Source organism: Pantoea sp. SGAir0430, assembly GCF_043549295.1.
Genome location: NZ_CP039428.1, coordinates 496,495 through 513,187 on the forward strand (window position 1 = coordinate 496,495; position 16,693 = coordinate 513,187).

Here is a 16,693-nt window from a genome sequence, read left to right on the forward strand (position 1 = left end):
TGGGAGAAAGCCCCTCCGCGCGGCGACGCGGAGGAGGAGGGAATTAGAAACTCTGCCAGTCGGCATCGCTGGCCACTGCCAGGCGCGCAGGCTGTGGCGCTTTGTGGCTGACTGCCGCAGGCCTGATCGCCGGCGTTGCGCCGGATTCCGCCAGCACGAATCTGGCGACCAGCTGGTTGAGGGTTTCGGCCTGCTCCTGCAGCGATTGCGACGCGGCTGAGGCCTGTTCCACCAGCGCGGCGTTCTGCTGCGTTACATCATCCATCTGATTCACCGCCTGCTGCACCTGGCTGATGCCCTGACTCTGCTCAACCGCGGCCGCGGCGATTTCGCTCATCAGTTCGCTGACCTGATGGATAGCGTCATTCATCACCTGCATGTTGCTGCTGACGTCGCTTGCCTGGGCGGCTCCGGCTTCAGTCAGTCGATGCGACTCTTCAATTAGCCCTTTGATTTCGCGCGCGGCCGAAGTTGAGCGCTGCGACAGGCTGCGTACTTCACCCGCCACCACCGCAAAGCCCTTGCCGTGCTCACCGGCGCGTGCGGCTTCGACTGCGGCGTTGAGCGCCAGAATATTGGTCTGGAAAGCGATGCCTTCGATCATCGAAACAATGTCCGTGACCTTGCGCGAGCTGCCACGAATGTCATCCATGGTCGAGAGCATGGTGCTGAGCGAGGTACCACTTTTTTCCGACAGCGCACTGGCGTTAGCCGCCAGCTGGCTGGCCTGACGCGTGTTATCGGCGGTCTGACGTACGGTTTCACTCAGTTCAGTCATGCTGGCCGCGGTCTGCTCCAGCGAAGCAGCCTGCTGCTCGGTACGCGCAGAGAGGTCTTCGTTACCGGCGGCGATCTCCACTGACGCGCTGCCCACCGAATGTGAGGCGCTGCGCACGGCGCTTAACGAACTGGCGACGCTGCGCATCAGCTGATTGAAAGAGTGCGCCATGGTGCCCACCTCATCGCGACGGCTTTCGTCGGCGCTCAGCGTCAGGTCGAGATTTTCGCTGGCGCGCATCATGACTTTGCCGACATCGGACAGACTGCGACGAATGCGCAGCACGGTGAACAGGGCGAACAGGCCAAAAATAATCACTGTGGCTATCACGCCGGTAATGGTGGTCCACAGCACTTCATGGAAGGTGCTGAGGTTGGTGGCGCGTAACTCATCGCCGATAGAAATATTCAGCATCAGCTGCTGCTGGTAATTGGTAACCAGCTGGCGAATGGCGGCACCAATGCCGTTCTGCCCCTCGATCAGATCAAGGCTGATGGCGTTTTGATGCGCGCGCGAGGCAGTGAGAAACGCCGGCAGCCGCTCGCTCACGCGCTGAATATTGGCAAAGGCCAGCTCGGTCAGGCGCTTATCTTCGTCACTGGAGAGGTTGTGAGTCAGGTAGTAATCGGTGAGCGATTTCAGGCCGCCGATCTGTTTATCAATGTCCGCTTCAACCGCAGGCATGTTGCTGTCCTGCAGCTGGGTCTGATGTTTGTAGAGCGTCAGCGCCAGCTGATTGCTGCGATCAATTAACGTGTTGAGGTCTTTGATCGAGGGGATGGCATTGGTTTGCACATATTCAAAGCGCTCCTGGAAGCCGGAAAGCAGTGAGATGGCAAGCACGGCTTGCAGAATGATGGCGCCAAACAGCATGGTAAAGGTCAGTAACAATCGTTGGGAGATGTTCATCTTATTATCCTTAATCTAAACGCACCCCGACGCCTGACGCGGCGGGTACAAGGGCAGATTAAAGAACATCGGCAGATTGTGGTTTTTAGTTAATGAAATTTTAGTGCCGGGTAGCAGAAGAGTCTGGCGGGTTAACAGTGGAGCCGGTCGCCGTGAACGGCGACCCTACAGTGCATGTCCCGTTGTTTCTGTAGGGTGCGCATTCATGCGCACCTGGAAACAGGGAGTGCATGTCCCGTTGTTTCCGCAGGGTGCGCATCCCTGCGCACCTGGAAACCGGCACCTTGCGTTCCACTCACGGCCGGCGGAACAGCGCCAGGCTGCGGCCCTCCAGCTCGAAATCCTTCTCTTTGGTAATTACCAATCCCTTACTGGCGCTGTCGGAGGTGGTCAGCTCCAGCACCCAGCCGCCTTCACCAAACTGCGGGATGCGGAACGGCACATTGCCTTCAAACGGATTGAACAGCATCAGCACATCGTGCCAGATACCCTCTTCGGTTTGCAGGTCCGGACGCCCGATGTACACGCCGAGCGTCGAGCCCTCATCCCACTGTTCCGCCTGCTGGAAACCGCCGCCGGCGTTAAACCATTTAATCTCCATGCCGTCGCGCCAGCTTTCACGTCGCAGCAGCGGCTGCTGTGCGCGCAGTGCAATGATTTGACGGGTGAAATCGCGTAACGCATCAGCGGAAGCCGGCAGATCTTCCCAGTGCAGCCAGGAAATCTCGCTATCCTGACAATAGCCGTTGTTGTTGCCCATCTGGCTGCGGCCAAACTCATCGCCCGCCAGCAGCATCGGTGTGCCGTGAGAGAAAAACAGCGTGGCGAGGAAGTTACGCTTCTGCCGCTCGCGCACCGCGTTGATGCCTTCGTCGTCGGTGGGGCCTTCGGCACCGTAATTGTACGAACGGTTATCGTTGTGGCCGTCGTTGTTATCTTCCCCGTTGGCATCGTTATGCTTGTCGTTGTACGAGACCAGATCGTTCAGCGTAAAGCCATCGTGCGCGGTGATGAAATTGACGCTGGCCCACGGGCGGCGGCCGCGTTGATCGTACAGATCGCCGGAACCAAGCAGGCGCGCGGCAAAGTCGGTTGAGACGTTGTCGCCTTTCCAGTACTCACGCACCGTGTCGCGATATTTGTCGTTCCATTCGGCCCAGCCGGGCGGGAAACCACCCACCTGGTAGCCACCAGGGCCGATGTCCCAGGGTTCGCCGATCAGCTTCAGCTTTGACAACACCGGATCCTGCGTCATGGCATCAAAGAAGCCGCCACGCTGATCGAACCCTTCCGGCTCGCGGCCGAGAATGGTGCCGAGGTCGAAGCGAAAACCGTCGATATGCATCGATTCTGCCCAGTAGCGCAGCGAATCCGTCACCAGCTGCAGCACGCGCGGATGGGAGGTATTCACCGTGTTGCCAGTGCCGGTATCGTTGATGTAATAACGGTGCTGATCCGGCAGCGTGCGGTAGTAGGAGAAGTTATCAATCCCTTTAAACGACAGCGTCGGCCCCAGTTCGTTGCCTTCCGCGGTGTGGTTATACACCACGTCGAGAATCACTTCGATGCCGGCATCGTGGAAAGCGCGCACCATGTCGCGAAAGCCCTGAATACCGCGTGGGCCAAAATAGCGGCTGGCAGGCGCAAAAAAGGCCAGCGAGTTATAGCCCCAGAAGTTTTTCAGTCCGCGATCCAGCAGGTGCTGGTCGTCCGGGAACCAGTGCACCGGCAGCAATTCCACTGACGTCACGCCGAGGCTTTTGATGTAGTCGACGGTGGATTTGTGGCTCATGCCGTCATAGGTGCCGCGCATCTCTGCCGGAATCGCCGGATTAAGCTGGGTGAAACCTTTGACGTGGGTTTCATAAATCACCGTACTGGACCACGGAATGCTGGGCCGGTTATGGTCCTGCCAGTCAAACTCATTAGTGTCAATCACCCGGCACTTGGGAGTAAACGGCGCGCTGTCACGGGTATCCAGCGTCAGATCTTTATCTTCGTGCAGTAAATCGTAAGCGAAGTGCGCTTCATTCCAGTCGATGTTGCCCTGCAGCTCGCGGGCGTAGGGATCAATCAGTAATTTGCTCGGGTTAAAACGGTGACCGTTTTCCGGATCGAACGGTCCGTGAACGCGATAACCATACAGCGCGCCGGGTTTCAGCCCGGGCACGTAGCCGTGCCAGATTTCGTGGGTATATTCCGGCAGATCGAAGCGGGCAATTTCATGCTGACCGCTCTCATCGTACAGACAGAGTTCGACCCGTTCCGCGTGTGCTGAAAACAGCGCAAAATTGACGCCGTCCCCATCAAAGTTGGCGCCGAGCTGGTGCCCCGATCCAGCGGTGATTTCTAAAGGTTTACCGTTAGACATTCAATCCTCTCCATCCAGTGAATAGATAGTCATGTAAAACAACAGGTTTATCGGGGACGCTACTGGCTAATCAGCACCAGCGGCGCGCTATAGCTCACATTGTCCAGCGTAACATCGTCATTAATCACTACGGTCTCGCCGGTCAGCACATTGCGATAGTGGCGATGCGCCAGCGATTCCGGCAGTGCCAGTCGGGTATGACTCCACTGAGCACCATTGAAAATCAGCCGTGGCGTAATCACCAGCAGCGCGTAGTCGCTGTCCTGACGGGCAAAGGCGATCACTTTTTCCGCATGTTCGCCCGATGCACTGAGCGGTTGATAATCACCAAAGCGGAACAACTGCGCATGGTCGCGGCGCAGATGCAGCAGGCGCGCTACCATCTGCTGCTTCAGGCGGCCGCTCAGCCAGTCCTGCTGGCTGGCGAAGTCCGGCGCGGCGTGGACATCCAGCTGCGCCGTCAGCTGAGCGAAATCCGGCTCGCGTCGGTTATCCGGATCGACCAGGCTGAAATCCAGCGCTTCGCAGCCCTGATAGATATCTGGCACGCCCGGCGCGGTCAGTTTGATCACCGTCTGGCTCAGGCTGTTAACCAGTCCGGCCCGGATGAACGGCTGCAGTGCGTGGCTGAAGTCCTGCAGAAACGCCGGATTGGTGGGTGACAGCAGCTGGCGGGCGTACTCCAGCACGGCATTTTCATAAGCTTCATTGCTGTCCGCCCAGTCGGTGCGTAACTTCGCTTCGCGCAGGGCTTTTTCCACAAACGGCAAAAAGCGATCGCGCAGCGCGTCCAATGCCGCCGTGTCCTCCGGCTGCAGCGTGGTGGGCCAGACGCCGGCCAGCGCCTGGTACAACATCCACTCAACCGGCGGTTCGGGCGCCGGTCCGTCCGCCAGCGCGACCACGTGCGGCTGATTCATCTGGCGCCAGCGCGTCACATTCTCCGCCCACAGCGCCGGCGCTTCACTCAGGGTATACAGCCGCGCGCGTGCATCCTCGCCGCGTTTGGTATCGTGCGTGGAGGTACCCGACAGCCCATCCGGCTGGTGCTGCAGGCGGGTTTGCATTTCGTGGTGAAAGCGTTCAAGCGAAAACGCATGCGGCAGCGGTTCGGCACCCACTTCGTTGATCGCCAGCGCCACGTGATTGCGGAAAAACAGCGTGTCTTCGACCGATTTCGCCATCAGCGGGCCGGTCAGCTGCTGGAAGCGGGCGCGGAATTCCGCCGCATCCTGCTCGCCCTGTTCAGTGATCGCCCCCAGCAGTAATGCCTGCAAAAAGCTCAGCGCCGCAGGCGAGGCGCTGTGTTTAACCTGCTCCAGCACCTGTAATAGCAACGCTTCGCCTTCCAGCGGCATACCGGCTTTCCGGCCGTAGGTGCGATACACCGGGAAGGCGATCAGCAGCTCGCGCAGCGCCACGTGCAGCTCAGCCTCACTGAAGTTGCGATGCACCAGATCGGCTGCCTCGGTAGCCAGCGCCAGCAGGCGGCTGAATTCCCCGGCAAAGTTACGATCGACCATCAGTTCACGTGCCGCACGCAGGCCAGCCGCCACGTCGTTACGTTCAGCGGATACCGCTTCATAGGCCAGATGCAGCATATCGATCTGATTATCATCAATCAGCGCATGCGACAGCGCGGCGATAAACTCGTAACCGGTGGTGCCGGACACCGGCCAGTCGGCGGGCAGTTGCTCACCGTCAGCGAGAATCTTCTCCACCGTGATATAACACGCGTCGCCCGCGGCCTGACGCAGCTGTTGCAGATAGCCGAGCGGATCGGCCAGCCCGTCAACGTGATCGATGCGCAGCCCGCTCACCACACCGCTGTGTACCAGTTCAAGAATCAGGCGATGCGAAGCCGCGAACACCTCTTCATCTTCGACGCGCACGCCGACCAGCCCGGTAATTTCAAAGAAGCGGCGGTAGGAGAGCGCGCTGCGCGCCTCACGCCAGTTCATCAGCTGCCACGGCTGTTGCGCATGCAGTTCCGCGATGGCCGCGCAATCGCGCAGCGCCAGCACCTCGTCTTTACGCTGCTGCCAGCTGGCCGGCGTCAGCGGATAGTAACTATCGTAATAGACCAGCGCCGGATTGCCGCTGTGCGGATCGGCCTTGATTCTGAGTTCATCATTGGCCAGCACGCGGTCAAAATCATCGCCGAGGAACGGCAGCGTCAGCCTGCGCGACCAGTCGATATCAAAGTAGCGCGCGTAGCGGCTGGCTTCCCCGTGTTCAATCACATCGCGCCACCAGGCATTTTCCAGCGACGCCGCCATGTGGTTAGGCACAATATCGAGGATCAGGCCAATCCCGGCCTGCTGCAGCGCCGCGCTGAGGCGTTCAAAACCGGCGCGTCCGCCAATCGCCGGGTCAATCTCATTGGCATCGGTGACGTCATAGCCGTGCGTCGAGTCGCGCGTGGCGGTAAAGATCGGCGAGGCATAGAGATGGCTGATGCCCAGCTGCTGCAGATAGGGCACCAGCTGCGCTGCGCGGTCAAAGGTCATGCCGTTACGGAACTGGATGCGGTAAGTCGCGGTTGGAATACTCATTGCGCTGCTCCTTTTGCCAGACGCACGATGAGAGAGTGCTGCGGCAGTTCGCCGCTTTCCTGTGGCCACGCAAAGAGCGTCTCGCCGGGCATCGCGGGCAGCGGCTGGCTCTGCTGTCCAATATTCAGCGCCAGTGACAGCTGTCCCTGCGGGAACTGCCAGCTAACGGCGACAAAGCCCGGTGCGGTGCGCAGCACCTGGCCGTTGTGCTGGCGTGCATCCGGCAGCAGCGGCACGATGTGCTGCTGGCGCAACGCCAGTAGCTGGCGCGTGAGCGTCAGCCACGCCTGGCCTGCGGGATTTTCCACTTTGCTCCAGTCCAGTTTCGACCGCGTGAAGGTCTCTTCAGCGTTGGGATCCGGCACCGTCTCGTCATGACCGGCGTGACCGGTAAATTCGCGCGCCCGTCCTTCGCGCACCGCTTTCGCCAGATCGCCGTGGAAATCGGTGAAGAACAGGAACGGGTTGGTTTCACCGTACTCTTCGCCCATAAACAGCAGCGGAATATGCGGTGACAGCAGCAGGGTGGCGAGCAGTACTTTGGTGCGATCGACACCGGCCAGACTAATCAGGCGTTCGCCCTGGGCGCGATTGCCCACCTGATCGTGGTTCTGGATGAAATCGACAAACGCCACCGGCGGCTGGCCTGCGCTGGGTACGCCGCGCCGCTGGCCACTTTGTGGCGACAGCTCGCCCTGATAAGCAAAGCCCTCGGTGAGAATGCGCGCGATTAATTTCTCCGGTACGTCGGCGAAATCCTGGTAATACGCGTGCGTCTCGCCGGTGGCAAAGACGTGAATGGCATTATGAAAATCGTCGTTCCATTCACCGCTGAACAGTGGCGCGTTACCGTCCGCATCGCGCGGATGCAGGAAGATCACGTTGCGGCTGTCTTCAGTGGTGAGATGGATCGGGCGAGAGTGGATTTCACTGCGAATGCGTTCGGCAATCTCGATCAGCACATGCTGGCTGGACGTATCTTCAATCTGGTCGATGGCATCGAAGCGCAGGCCGTCGAGGTTAAACTCTTTCAGCCAGTAGAGCGGCGCTTCGACGATATAACGCCGCGCGGCATCGACATCGTACGCAATTCCGGCACCCCACGGCGTCATGCGCTCTTCGTGGAAAAAGGCCGGTGCCAGCAGCGGCAGGTAATTGCCTTCCGGACCAAAGTGGTTGAGCACAATATCCAGCACCACCGACAGTCCCAATGCGTGTGCAGCATCGACAAAGGCCTTGAAATCATCCGGTGAGCCATAAGCCGAGTGCGGCGCATACAGCAGAACGCCGTCATAGCCCCAGCCGCGCGCGCCGCCAAATTGAGATACCGGCAGCACTTCGATCATGGTGACACCGAGGTCAGCCAGCGCAGGGAGTTTTGCGATAGCCGCGCGGAAGGTGCCTTCGGCGGTAAAGGTGCCGATGTGCAGCTCGTAGACCACCGTTTCGTGCCATGGCCGTCCCTGCCAGTCACGCTGTTGCCAGTCGTAATGGTGAGGGTCGATAACCAGAGAAGGGCCGTTGACATCGGCGCGTTGTGCCCGCGCGGCCGGATCGGGCACCGTGCTGCCATCAGCCAGCTCGTAGTGATATGCGCTGCCGTGACCAGGCCCGCGCAGCGTCAGGCTGAACCAGCCATCCTGCTGCGGCTGCATGGCATGCTGCTGACCATCGGCGTGAAGGGTAATTTGCTGCTGACCGGGTGCCCAAAGGCGAAACCGCACGCTGCCGTCAGCAAGGATTTCAGCACCCCAGGATTTTTCCAACGTTGTGGATTCCATTCTATTGCCTCGTTAAGCCCCGCACGGGGAATGGACGACATCAAGCGATTCGCGTTCCTTAAAACCATTTACTCTCTGAATACAAAAGACTAAATGCCCTGGTAGCAAACGGGTACGCAGATAAATCACTGAGTACCCTGAAAAATCATAGCCTATATTTTCAGATTTAATTCCCGCTGCGCTTTAAACAGTACCGTTACGTAAATTTTCCGATTTGTTCGCTTAAGCACCTTTTAATCTCAGTCATAGGCTACGCTTATCTCTGCGCAGTTAACCGCTGCGCGAAATAATGCCAGGCGGCACTGTCACCTAAATGAGGAGAACACTGATGAACGAAGATCGTATCAGCGGAAACTGGAAGCAGTTCAAAGGAAAAGTGAAAGAGAAATGGGGCCAGCTTACAGATGACGATTTAGACGTAGCCGAAGGGAAACGCGATCAATTAGTCGGCCGCATTCAGGAGCGCTACGGCTACGGTAAAGATCAAGCAGAGAAAGAAGTCAAAGAGTGGGAAGATAGTAATAAATTTAACTGGTAGTGTTGGTTATCCCCGGTACACTGATGTGCCGGGGTTTTGTTATTTCTGACTGTTTATCTTCTCAACCGGATAAATTTAAAATCCGGTTTACGTTTATTTAATACCATTTATTACTTAACCCGAAATTCATATTCAGGCCTGTTTTGCCCGCATTAACCCGGCTATTTCTCTGGCCTGACGCGGTGGTAAAACGGCAGCGCATCAGCCGTTGAGAACCTTTCCCGGCCATCATCGCGTGAAGTGCTGTTCAGTCATGATTTTGCCCCACTGGTCGCCCTGCCACTCGCGCGTCAGGGTAAAGCCCGCCTGCTCGTAGAGTCGTCTGGCCGCATCCAGCCCACTGAAGGTCCACAGTTGCGTTGCGCTGAACCCCTGACGATCGCAGAACGCCACAGCCTCATGAAGCAAGCGTCGACCGATGCCGCTACCGCGACACGTCTCGTCAAGAATAAACCAGCGCAGATGGGCCTGATTATTGCCAAGATCTTCTCCGTCAATCGCCACGGAACCGACAATATTATCGTTATGCACTGCCAGCCAGATTTGATTGCGCTCACTTCCCAGCCGTCCGGCAAACTCTGCCAGCCCGCTGGCGACTTTGCCTTCAAAATAGTGACCAAACTGATGATGCCGGGCATAGTAACGGCCATGCATTTCGGCGATGCGGCCGATCATCCCGGGCCGGTAACCGCTGACGATGTCGATGGCACCTGAGGGAAGAGGCTGCGTGCCGGTCCGACAGCAGCGCAGGGAGTCAGCGTAAGCGCTCAGTCCCTGCGCTACGGTGCGCTGCTGTGCCGGTTCAAGTCCAGCCAGCGCGGCCAGCACCCGTTGTGCCGCGTACTGATTGACTCTGGCAACGGTAGCCATACCCTGCGCAGTCAGTTTCAGCCTTTTAACCCGGGCATCACTGCCGTCGGCGATTTCCTGCACTTCACCAGCCGCCACCAGTCTGGCCAGCATGCGGCTGACGCTCGATTTTTCCAGACCGAGCAATTCCACTAACTGTGCAGCAGTCACTGTGCCCTGGGTTTCCATCTCCAGCAGCGTGTGGACAGCGGAAGGCGAATAGTCCGTTGCCGCCAGCGTCGGGCGCATAAATCCGAGTTCACGTACCATCAGTCGTGAGGCGGAACGTATCTGATTAACTAACGATTCAGTGGTCATGTTGCAGGCGCCCGGTGGCTATAAGGTTGTACAATACAACTATTAATCGCGCTGATTGTCAACAGACTAACCGGCGGTGTCTATATGGGTGAGGGCAGCGCTCACTCTGGCAAGGCTGCATCACATGAGGGGCAGGAACGAAGCCGCATGATGTTAAAGGGGCCTGCGGTGGTCGTCCTTATTGAGCGAAAGCAGCGCGACAAAACTCACTACGGCGGTGGCCATTACATACCAGGCGGGAATGTCGGCGTTGCCGGTTTGCTTCATCAGGCCGGTAATGATCAGACCTGCGCAGCCGGAAAACAGCGCGTTGGAGAGCGAATAGGCCAGCCCCAGCCCGGTGTAACGCACGCGGGTAGGGAACATCTCGGCCAGCATCGCCGGTCCCGGTCCGGCCAGCATGCCCACCAGCGCACCGGCGATAAACACCACCAGCGCTTTGATCGCCATACCGCTCTCCGGGTGCTGCAACACTTTCAGCAGCGGGAAAGCCAGCACCAGCAGCAAAAACGTTGCCAGCAGCATTAATGTGCGGCGGCCATAGCGATCGCTGAGTATGCCGGCCGGCAGGATGGTGGCGGCAAAGCCGAGGTTAGAGATTACCGCAATCAGCAGCGCCTGGTTAAAGCCGGTATGCAGCGCGGCCTGCAGATAGGTAGGCATGATTACCAGGTAGGTATAACCGGCGGCTGACCATATCATTAACCGGCCAATGCCCAGCCCGATAGCGCGTAGAGTGACACCCAGCGATGCCTGCTGTTGTGGTGCCGCCGGTGTCTGGCTGAACTGCGGTGATTCATCGAGGCCGCTGCGCAGCCACAACGCCAGTGCGCCGAGCGGCAGCGCCAGCAGGAAGGGAATACGCCAGCCCCAGGCGTTCATGGCGGCGTCTCCCAGCAGCAGCGGCAGTACTGCCACCACGCCCGCGCCCGCCAGCAGTCCGAGCGCCACCGTCAGCGACTGCCACGCGCCATAAAATCCGCGCTTGCCGGGCGGCGCCGATTCGGTCATCAGCGAGACCGCGCCGCCGTATTCTCCGCCGGCAAACAGTCCCTGCAGAATGCGTAGCAGTGTAATCAGCAGCGGCGCAGCCACGCCAATGCTGGCATAAACTGGGACCAGACCGATGGCGACGGTGGCCAGCGTCATTAATACCAGCACCGCGATCAGCACCGGTTTACGACCATAACGATCGCCCAGGCGGCCAAACAGCACCGCCCCTAACGGGCGAAAAAAGAACGCCACAGCAAAGGCCGCATAGGTGAGGATCAGGCTGGTGAGGGCGCTTTCTCCTTCCAGCTGGAAGAAATGTTTAGCGATCAGCGTGGCCATGAAACCGTACACAGCGAATTCATACCACTCGATAAAATTGCCGACGGATCCGGCAATCAGTACGCGCTTTTGATTAACGGCGGGAGCCACTGCAGATGACATCATTATCCCTTAATGAGTAAAAAACAGTCAGAGAGGGACAGTCTAGCGCAGCCCGGGGCGATTATCTGGGCTATAAGTCTGACGCAGGGCACAAAAAAGGTGCGCATTGAGCGCACCTGATGTGAATATCAGCGGGGATTATGCTGGCTGCTGTTTTTTACGGCTGCGCTGTTTACGCAGTTTATCAATTAGTTTATGCGCCTCGGCTTTAGTCGCCACCGCAGGCGATGAACCTTTCAGCGGCTTACGCGCTGTCTCACTCAGCGTTAATACCGTCAACAAACCAATCACGCCGGCACCCATCATGTAATACGCCGGCATCATGGTATTGTGCGTAGTGTCGACCAGCCATGCGGTAATTAACGGCGTGGTGCCACCAAACAGCGAGACTGACAAATTAAAGCCGATAGCCAGCGCACTGTAACGAATATCGGTGACAAACAGTGCCGGTAATGTCGCTGGCATAGTGCCGCTAAAGCAGGTATGCAGTAAGCCCAGCACGGCCAGACCGGCAAATACCCATAGCATGTTGCCAGAACCAATCAGCATGAACGCCGGGATCGCCAGCACTAATAATCCCAGCGCGCCGAAACCAATCACCGGTTTACGGCCGATGCGGTCGGTAAAATGGCCCCACATTAAGGTCAGCGGCATCATGATAAACATCACCACCATCACCAGCAGCAGACCGGATATTTCGCTCAGTCCCAGAATGCCGGTTAAATAACTTGGCATATAGGCGGTCAGCATATAATTAGACACGTTAAACAGCAGCACCAGGCCAATACACTTCAATAGCGGCTTGCTCTGCGTGCGCAGCATTTGCCACAGCGTGAGCTGCGGCTTGTTATGTTCGGCCTCTTCACGCTTATCCATGTGCTCTTTAAACGCGGGTGTCTCTTCCAGCTTCAGGCGGATATACAGGCCAAACAGCCCCAGCGGCGCGGCCAGGAAGAACGGAATGCGCCAGCCCCAGTCCATCATCGCCTGATGCGGCAGCAGCGCAATCATACCAGTCACCAGGCTGGCGCCCAGCAGATAACCGGCCAGCGTACCAAACTCCAGGAAGCTGCCCATAAAGCCGCGGCGTTTGTCGGTGGAGTATTCCGCAATAAAGGTGGCGGCACCGCCATATTCACCGCCGGTGGAAAAGCCCTGCACCAGACGCGCCAGCAACAGCAGGATCGGCGCGGCAATACCGATACTGGCATAGCTGGGAATCAGGCCAATACAGAAGGTGCCAATCGACATCATAATCATGGTGAAGGCCAGCACTTTCTGCCGGCCAAAGCGATCGCCGAGTGGACCAAATACCATGCCGCCAATCGGGCGAATTAAAAACGCGGCCGCAAAAGTACCAAACGACGCAATAAGCTGCGCGGTATTACTGGCGTCCGGGAAAAATACCTGGCCGATGATCACGGCAAGGTAACTATAAACGCCGAAATCAAACCACTCCATGGTATTACCCAGCGCTGCGGCGCTGACGGCGCGTTTCAATAATTTGTTGTCAATGACGGTAATATCGTCAACGGTCAAATCAGGTTTATTGGTCATCGTTCCGGTGCTCATAAACTCCCCATGAGTAAAAATGGAGCGATCTTATAGCTTTCGCAGCCGGCACTTCACAAAGGGAAATGAAAGCTATAAGAGGCTGAAAGGCGGTCACCTTAGGAAATATTTTATCTTTACGCAAGTTTGCGACATATATCCTTGCAATTAAGCGTAGCGTTAGAGTATCAGACTGTCAAAAGGCGCAGCGGCTGAAATAACCCATTGTGCTGATGTTTAAAGCTGAGAGCACTCTGCACATGATATTCTTTGGTGAGGCGATGATTTATAGGGGAATATGCTGCATTGCTACAGGATAAGGATATCGACTTTGATAAATTTCCTACATTACAGGAAAGTACATCATCTAAGGATTTGGCTGAAAGGAATAGCCAGACCGTTGCCATGCTGGACACCAACCTGCGCCGCCAGTCTCGTAGCGGATTGTCATTGATGACTTAGCTGCATATCGTGGTCTGGCTCAATGGCTGTCTCGTCGCGTTAATTATCGTGATTGCCGGCTGAATATATCTTTCAGCCCCTGGGAAAGCAATGCGCGTGATAAACCGCTACCGTCCACCGGAATCAACGTCCTGCGATGAATTTTCCATTGGCCCGCAATGCGTTTTAACTCCCAGCGATTCACTACAACGCGGTGAATGCGATACCCAGGAGAGCTGCCGTGATTGGCCAGCATGCGTGATTCGCCTTTATCATCCAGATAAATTAACTGTAAATAAGAGGTGACTACCGCGCTGTCTCCGCGCAGATCAATCAAGGGTAATCCGGTAAAATGCGCTAATCCGCTAGCCAGTGCTTCCTCATGCTCAGGCCGCAAAATAAAGGCGGCTATCGCCTCTGCACCCTCCGCGCCATCAAGATGAGGACCGCGATTGAATTCACTCTTTTCCAGATAAACCGATAATGTATATTCCGCCATTGCAGTATCTGCGCTGGGAGGATGTGACGCAATCAATTCATAAATAGCCAGTTTGTCTTCGATAATTTGTAATCTCTGCACTAATTCAAGGTTTTCTTGCAGCATAAAGTGCTCCTGATATTATTTATTAATTATGATTTGAGTGATTATAACGAGATACTTACAGGCGTGAAGTTCCTGTATCTTAATGGTGTGTTAAGTGGCAATTAATAAAGGACATCAATAATGATTAACAGCGCGGAGTATCTGGCTTTACGGGCTTTTGTCGTGGTTGCTCAGCAACTGAATTTCAGAGCCGCTGCGGAAATACTAGGGGTATCCGCGTCAGCCGTCAGTCAGCAAATCACCGCGCTGGAAGCACAACTCGGGCAACGTTTGCTGAACCGGACCACCCGGGCGGTATATCTTACCGATGATGGCAACTCCCTGTTTCTTCAGACTGCACCCATTATGACTAATCTGCATGAGACCCTGCAGCAGGCACACGCCAGAAGCCAGGATATTAAGGGGCTGATTCGCGTTCATGCTTTTCGATCGGGTGCTGAAATGTTTCTTGATCACAATATTGCCGGGTTTCTTACTGATTATCCCAACGTGCAGCTGGATATCACAACCAGCGATGCGCCGGTTGATCTGAGCCGCGGCGGCTATGATTTATCACTGCGCTTAGGCGAGGTGCTGGAACCGGGATTTGTTGCTATTCCATTAGGCAAGCCGCTCCATCAGATTGTGGTCGCTGCGCCAGCATATCTGGCAAAGCATGGTGCGGTTGAAGTCCCGGAAGATCTGATCAATCACAATTGCATCGGCTGGCGCTGGCCGGGAAGTAGCAGGGTAGAGCCCTGGCAGTTTTTAAATGAGGGGAAAATTTTTGATATTCCCGTGCACGGAAATCTGGTGGTAGACGATCGCGAAAGGCAGCGGCAGGCCGCTATTGCTGGCGCAGGTATTGCCCAGTTAACGGCGGAACGGGTCAGTGCATTGCTGGCCTCCGGCAAGCTTTGTCGCCTTCTGCAACCCTGGGAGATGGAATTCCCGGGTTATTCACTTTGCTGGATAGCGGGTAAAGCCATGTCACCTGCCATGCGCGCGTTTATACAATGGCTGCGCATAAAATAACCCTGCCCGGAGTGTGCCAGCGCACTCTGTTCACTTCGAATAATCACCACGTTTTTAGCTCATCTTCGCCCAGCTCGCCCCTCTTATAAACGTTTACCAGCGGCTTCACGCTGAAACGTTTCATATCTCATTTCCGTACTCAGCCCATTGAAGAGTGTTCAGCGGATGTATACAACAGAACTTGTATACAAGTGCATTTTTTATCCATGTCACCAACACCGGGAAAGACCATGCAAAGTACAGATACAGAAATTGAAAAGCGGGTGATCCGTAAACTGTCGTGGCGACTGATTCCGCTGCTGATTGGCTGCTACGTGATTGCGGTGATCGATCGCGCCAATATCGGCGTGGCTGCCCTCACCATGAATGCCGATCTCGGCATCAGCGCCGCCAGTTTTGGCCTCGCCGCCGGTCTGTTTTTCCTGCCTTACGCCATCCTTGAACTGCCCTCCAATCTGCTAATGGAAAGGGTGGGCGCGCGCTGGTGGATCGCCCGCATTATGGTGACCTGGGGCATCATCTCCGGTGCGCATATGTTTGTGTGGAGTGAAAACAGCCTCTATGTCATGCGCGCGCTGCTGGGTGCCGCTGAAGCCGGTTTCTTTCCCGGCATCGTGTTTTATCTCACCCTATGGTTTCCGGTGGCGTGGCGCGGACGCATCATCGCCTCGTTTATGACCGGCATTCCGATTGCGCTGATTATCGGCACACCGGTTTCCAGCCTGTTGTTAGAACTGCACGGATGGCTGGGGCTGCGCGGCTGGCAGCTGATGTTTCTGCTGGAGGCCATTCCGGCGATTGTGCTGGGATTGATCGTCCCCTTTGCGTTGCCCGATCGGCCGGAAGATGCCCGCTTCCTCAGCGCAGAAGAGCAGCACTGGCTGGTGACAACGCTGGCTGCTGAGCGGCAAAAACTGCCGTCGCGCGGCCACGGCGGTCTGCTGAAAGCGCTGTTCAGCCCGCTGGTGTTGTTGTTCAGCCTCACCTATTACGGACTGGCAAACCTCAACGGCGCGGTGAGTACCTTCCTGCCGCTGATCATCAGCGAAACCGGCTTAAGTCATGTTCAGACCGGATTCATCACCATCATCCCTTACGTATTTGGTCTGGCCGGCATGCTGGTGCTGGGACGCATAGCCGATCGTCCCGGGTCACGGCTGCTGGCCAATTATCTGGCGCTGATCTTCTCCTTTGTCGGGCTGTTATGCGTTGCGTGGTTCGATAACTCGCTGGTGAAAATGATGTTTTTGTGCTGTTCAGCATTTGGCTTTTTCGGCGCGATGCCGGTGTTCTGGGGATTGCCCGCGCAGTTTATCCCGGCATCCGTGGTGGCGGGCGGCCTCGCCCTGATCAATGCGCTGGGCAGTATTGCCAGTGTGGTGAATCCGTGGGTCATCGGCGTGATACGCGACCGCAGCGGCAGTTATAACGGCGGATTTTACTGGCTGGCGGCGATGGCGATGCTCTCGATCATTACCCTGAGCATCATCTTCCGTCGTCAGCGTTTACCGGCTTACCAGGCCAGCAATGAACAACGTGAGGGGCAGTAG

At 56.8% G+C, this 16,693-nt stretch carries 11 protein-coding genes; 3 read left to right on the forward strand and 8 right to left on the reverse strand.

What is annotated here, in order from left to right:
* Positions 1–43: 43 nt before the first annotated feature.
* The 4 genes from E7738_RS21380 to treZ all read right to left on the reverse strand — a co-directional run bounded on the left by E7738_RS21380 (position 44) and on the right by treZ (position 8,394).
* Complete coding sequence (locus E7738_RS21380) at positions 44–1,687, reverse strand: methyl-accepting chemotaxis protein (protein ID WP_262258517.1); 1,644 nt, start codon at positions 1,685–1,687, stop codon at positions 44–46.
* A 295-nt stretch (positions 1,688–1,982) separates the two neighbouring features.
* Complete coding sequence (glgX, locus tag E7738_RS21385) at positions 1,983–4,058, reverse strand: glycogen debranching protein GlgX (RefSeq protein ID WP_104093542.1); 2,076 nt, start codon at positions 4,056–4,058, stop codon at positions 1,983–1,985.
* Positions 4,059–4,117: 59 nt separating this feature from the next.
* A complete protein-coding gene (gene treY, locus E7738_RS21390) occupies positions 4,118–6,613 on the reverse strand; it encodes a malto-oligosyltrehalose synthase (protein ID WP_262258519.1) in 2,496 nt (831 codons plus the stop codon).
* Positions 6,610–8,394 (reverse strand): malto-oligosyltrehalose trehalohydrolase, encoded by a 1,785-nt coding sequence (treZ, locus tag E7738_RS21395; protein ID WP_166710712.1) that lies wholly within the window; start codon positions 8,392–8,394, stop codon positions 6,610–6,612. The genes treY and treZ overlap by 4 nt, the downstream gene beginning before the upstream one ends.
* Positions 8,395–8,722: 328 nt before the next feature.
* Between treZ and E7738_RS21400 the strand changes: the two genes are divergently transcribed.
* Positions 8,723–8,932 carry a CsbD family protein gene (locus E7738_RS21400; protein ID WP_021509571.1) on the forward strand — a complete coding sequence of 70 codons (210 nt, stop codon included), beginning with the start codon at positions 8,723–8,725 and terminating at the stop codon, positions 8,930–8,932.
* Between the two features lie 228 nt (positions 8,933–9,160).
* Here E7738_RS21400 and E7738_RS21405 read toward each other — a convergent pair whose 3' ends face one another.
* The 4 genes from E7738_RS21405 to E7738_RS21420 form a co-directional block, all read right to left on the reverse strand.
* Complete coding sequence (locus tag E7738_RS21405) at positions 9,161–10,099, reverse strand: bifunctional helix-turn-helix transcriptional regulator/GNAT family N-acetyltransferase (protein ID WP_262258521.1); 939 nt, start codon at positions 10,097–10,099, stop codon at positions 9,161–9,163.
* A 153-nt stretch (positions 10,100–10,252) separates the two neighbouring features.
* Positions 10,253–11,536, reverse strand: a complete 1,284-nt coding sequence (locus E7738_RS21410; protein WP_372774664.1) for an MFS transporter — start codon at positions 11,534–11,536, stop codon at positions 10,253–10,255.
* 135 nt (positions 11,537–11,671) lie between these two features.
* A complete protein-coding gene (gene proP, locus E7738_RS21415; RefSeq protein ID WP_394516409.1) occupies positions 11,672–13,105 on the reverse strand; it encodes a glycine betaine/L-proline transporter ProP in 1,434 nt (477 codons plus the stop codon).
* Between the two features lie 484 nt (positions 13,106–13,589).
* Positions 13,590–14,129: a nuclear transport factor 2 family protein gene (locus tag E7738_RS21420; protein WP_394516410.1), complete on the reverse strand. Its 540-nt coding sequence runs from the start codon at positions 14,127–14,129 to the stop codon at positions 13,590–13,592.
* A gap of 120 nt (positions 14,130–14,249) precedes the next feature.
* Here E7738_RS21420 and E7738_RS21425 point away from each other — a divergent pair, with 120 nt between their 5' ends.
* Together E7738_RS21425 and E7738_RS21430 are read left to right on the forward strand one after the other, a co-directional pair.
* Complete coding sequence (locus tag E7738_RS21425; protein WP_275029822.1) at positions 14,250–15,143, forward strand: LysR family transcriptional regulator; 894 nt, start codon at positions 14,250–14,252, stop codon at positions 15,141–15,143.
* Between the two features lie 230 nt (positions 15,144–15,373).
* The gene (locus tag E7738_RS21430; RefSeq protein ID WP_394516411.1) at positions 15,374–16,693 is read left to right on the forward strand and encodes an MFS transporter; all 1,320 of its coding nucleotides are present in this window, start codon (positions 15,374–15,376) and stop codon (positions 16,691–16,693) included.

Excerpts from the sequence above, each read along its gene's own strand:
- E7738_RS21405 (WP_262258521.1), bottom strand. The coding sequence starts at position 10,099 with ATGACCACTGAATCGTTAGTTAATCAGATACGTTCCGCCTCACGACTG.
- E7738_RS21425 (WP_275029822.1), top strand. The coding sequence starts at position 14,250 with ATGATTAACAGCGCGGAGTATCTGGCTTTACGGGCTTTTGTCGTGGTT.
- E7738_RS21430 (WP_394516411.1), top strand. The coding sequence starts at position 15,374 with ATGCAAAGTACAGATACAGAAATTGAAAAGCGGGTGATCCGTAAACTG.
- proP (WP_394516409.1), bottom strand. The coding sequence starts at position 13,105 with ATGAGCACCGGAACGATGACCAATAAACCTGATTTGACCGTTGACGAT.
- treZ (WP_166710712.1), bottom strand. The coding sequence starts at position 8,394 with ATGGAATCCACAACGTTGGAAAAATCCTGGGGTGCTGAAATCCTTGCT.
- glgX (WP_104093542.1), bottom strand. The coding sequence starts at position 4,058 with ATGTCTAACGGTAAACCTTTAGAAATCACCGCTGGATCGGGGCACCAG.
- E7738_RS21380 (WP_262258517.1), bottom strand. The coding sequence starts at position 1,687 with ATGAACATCTCCCAACGATTGTTACTGACCTTTACCATGCTGTTTGGC.
- treY (WP_262258519.1), bottom strand. The coding sequence starts at position 6,613 with ATGAGTATTCCAACCGCGACTTACCGCATCCAGTTCCGTAACGGCATG.
- E7738_RS21410 (WP_372774664.1), bottom strand. The coding sequence starts at position 11,536 with ATGATGTCATCTGCAGTGGCTCCCGCCGTTAATCAAAAGCGCGTACTG.
- E7738_RS21420 (WP_394516410.1), bottom strand. The coding sequence starts at position 14,129 with ATGCTGCAAGAAAACCTTGAATTAGTGCAGAGATTACAAATTATCGAA.
- E7738_RS21400 (WP_021509571.1), top strand. The coding sequence starts at position 8,723 with ATGAACGAAGATCGTATCAGCGGAAACTGGAAGCAGTTCAAAGGAAAA.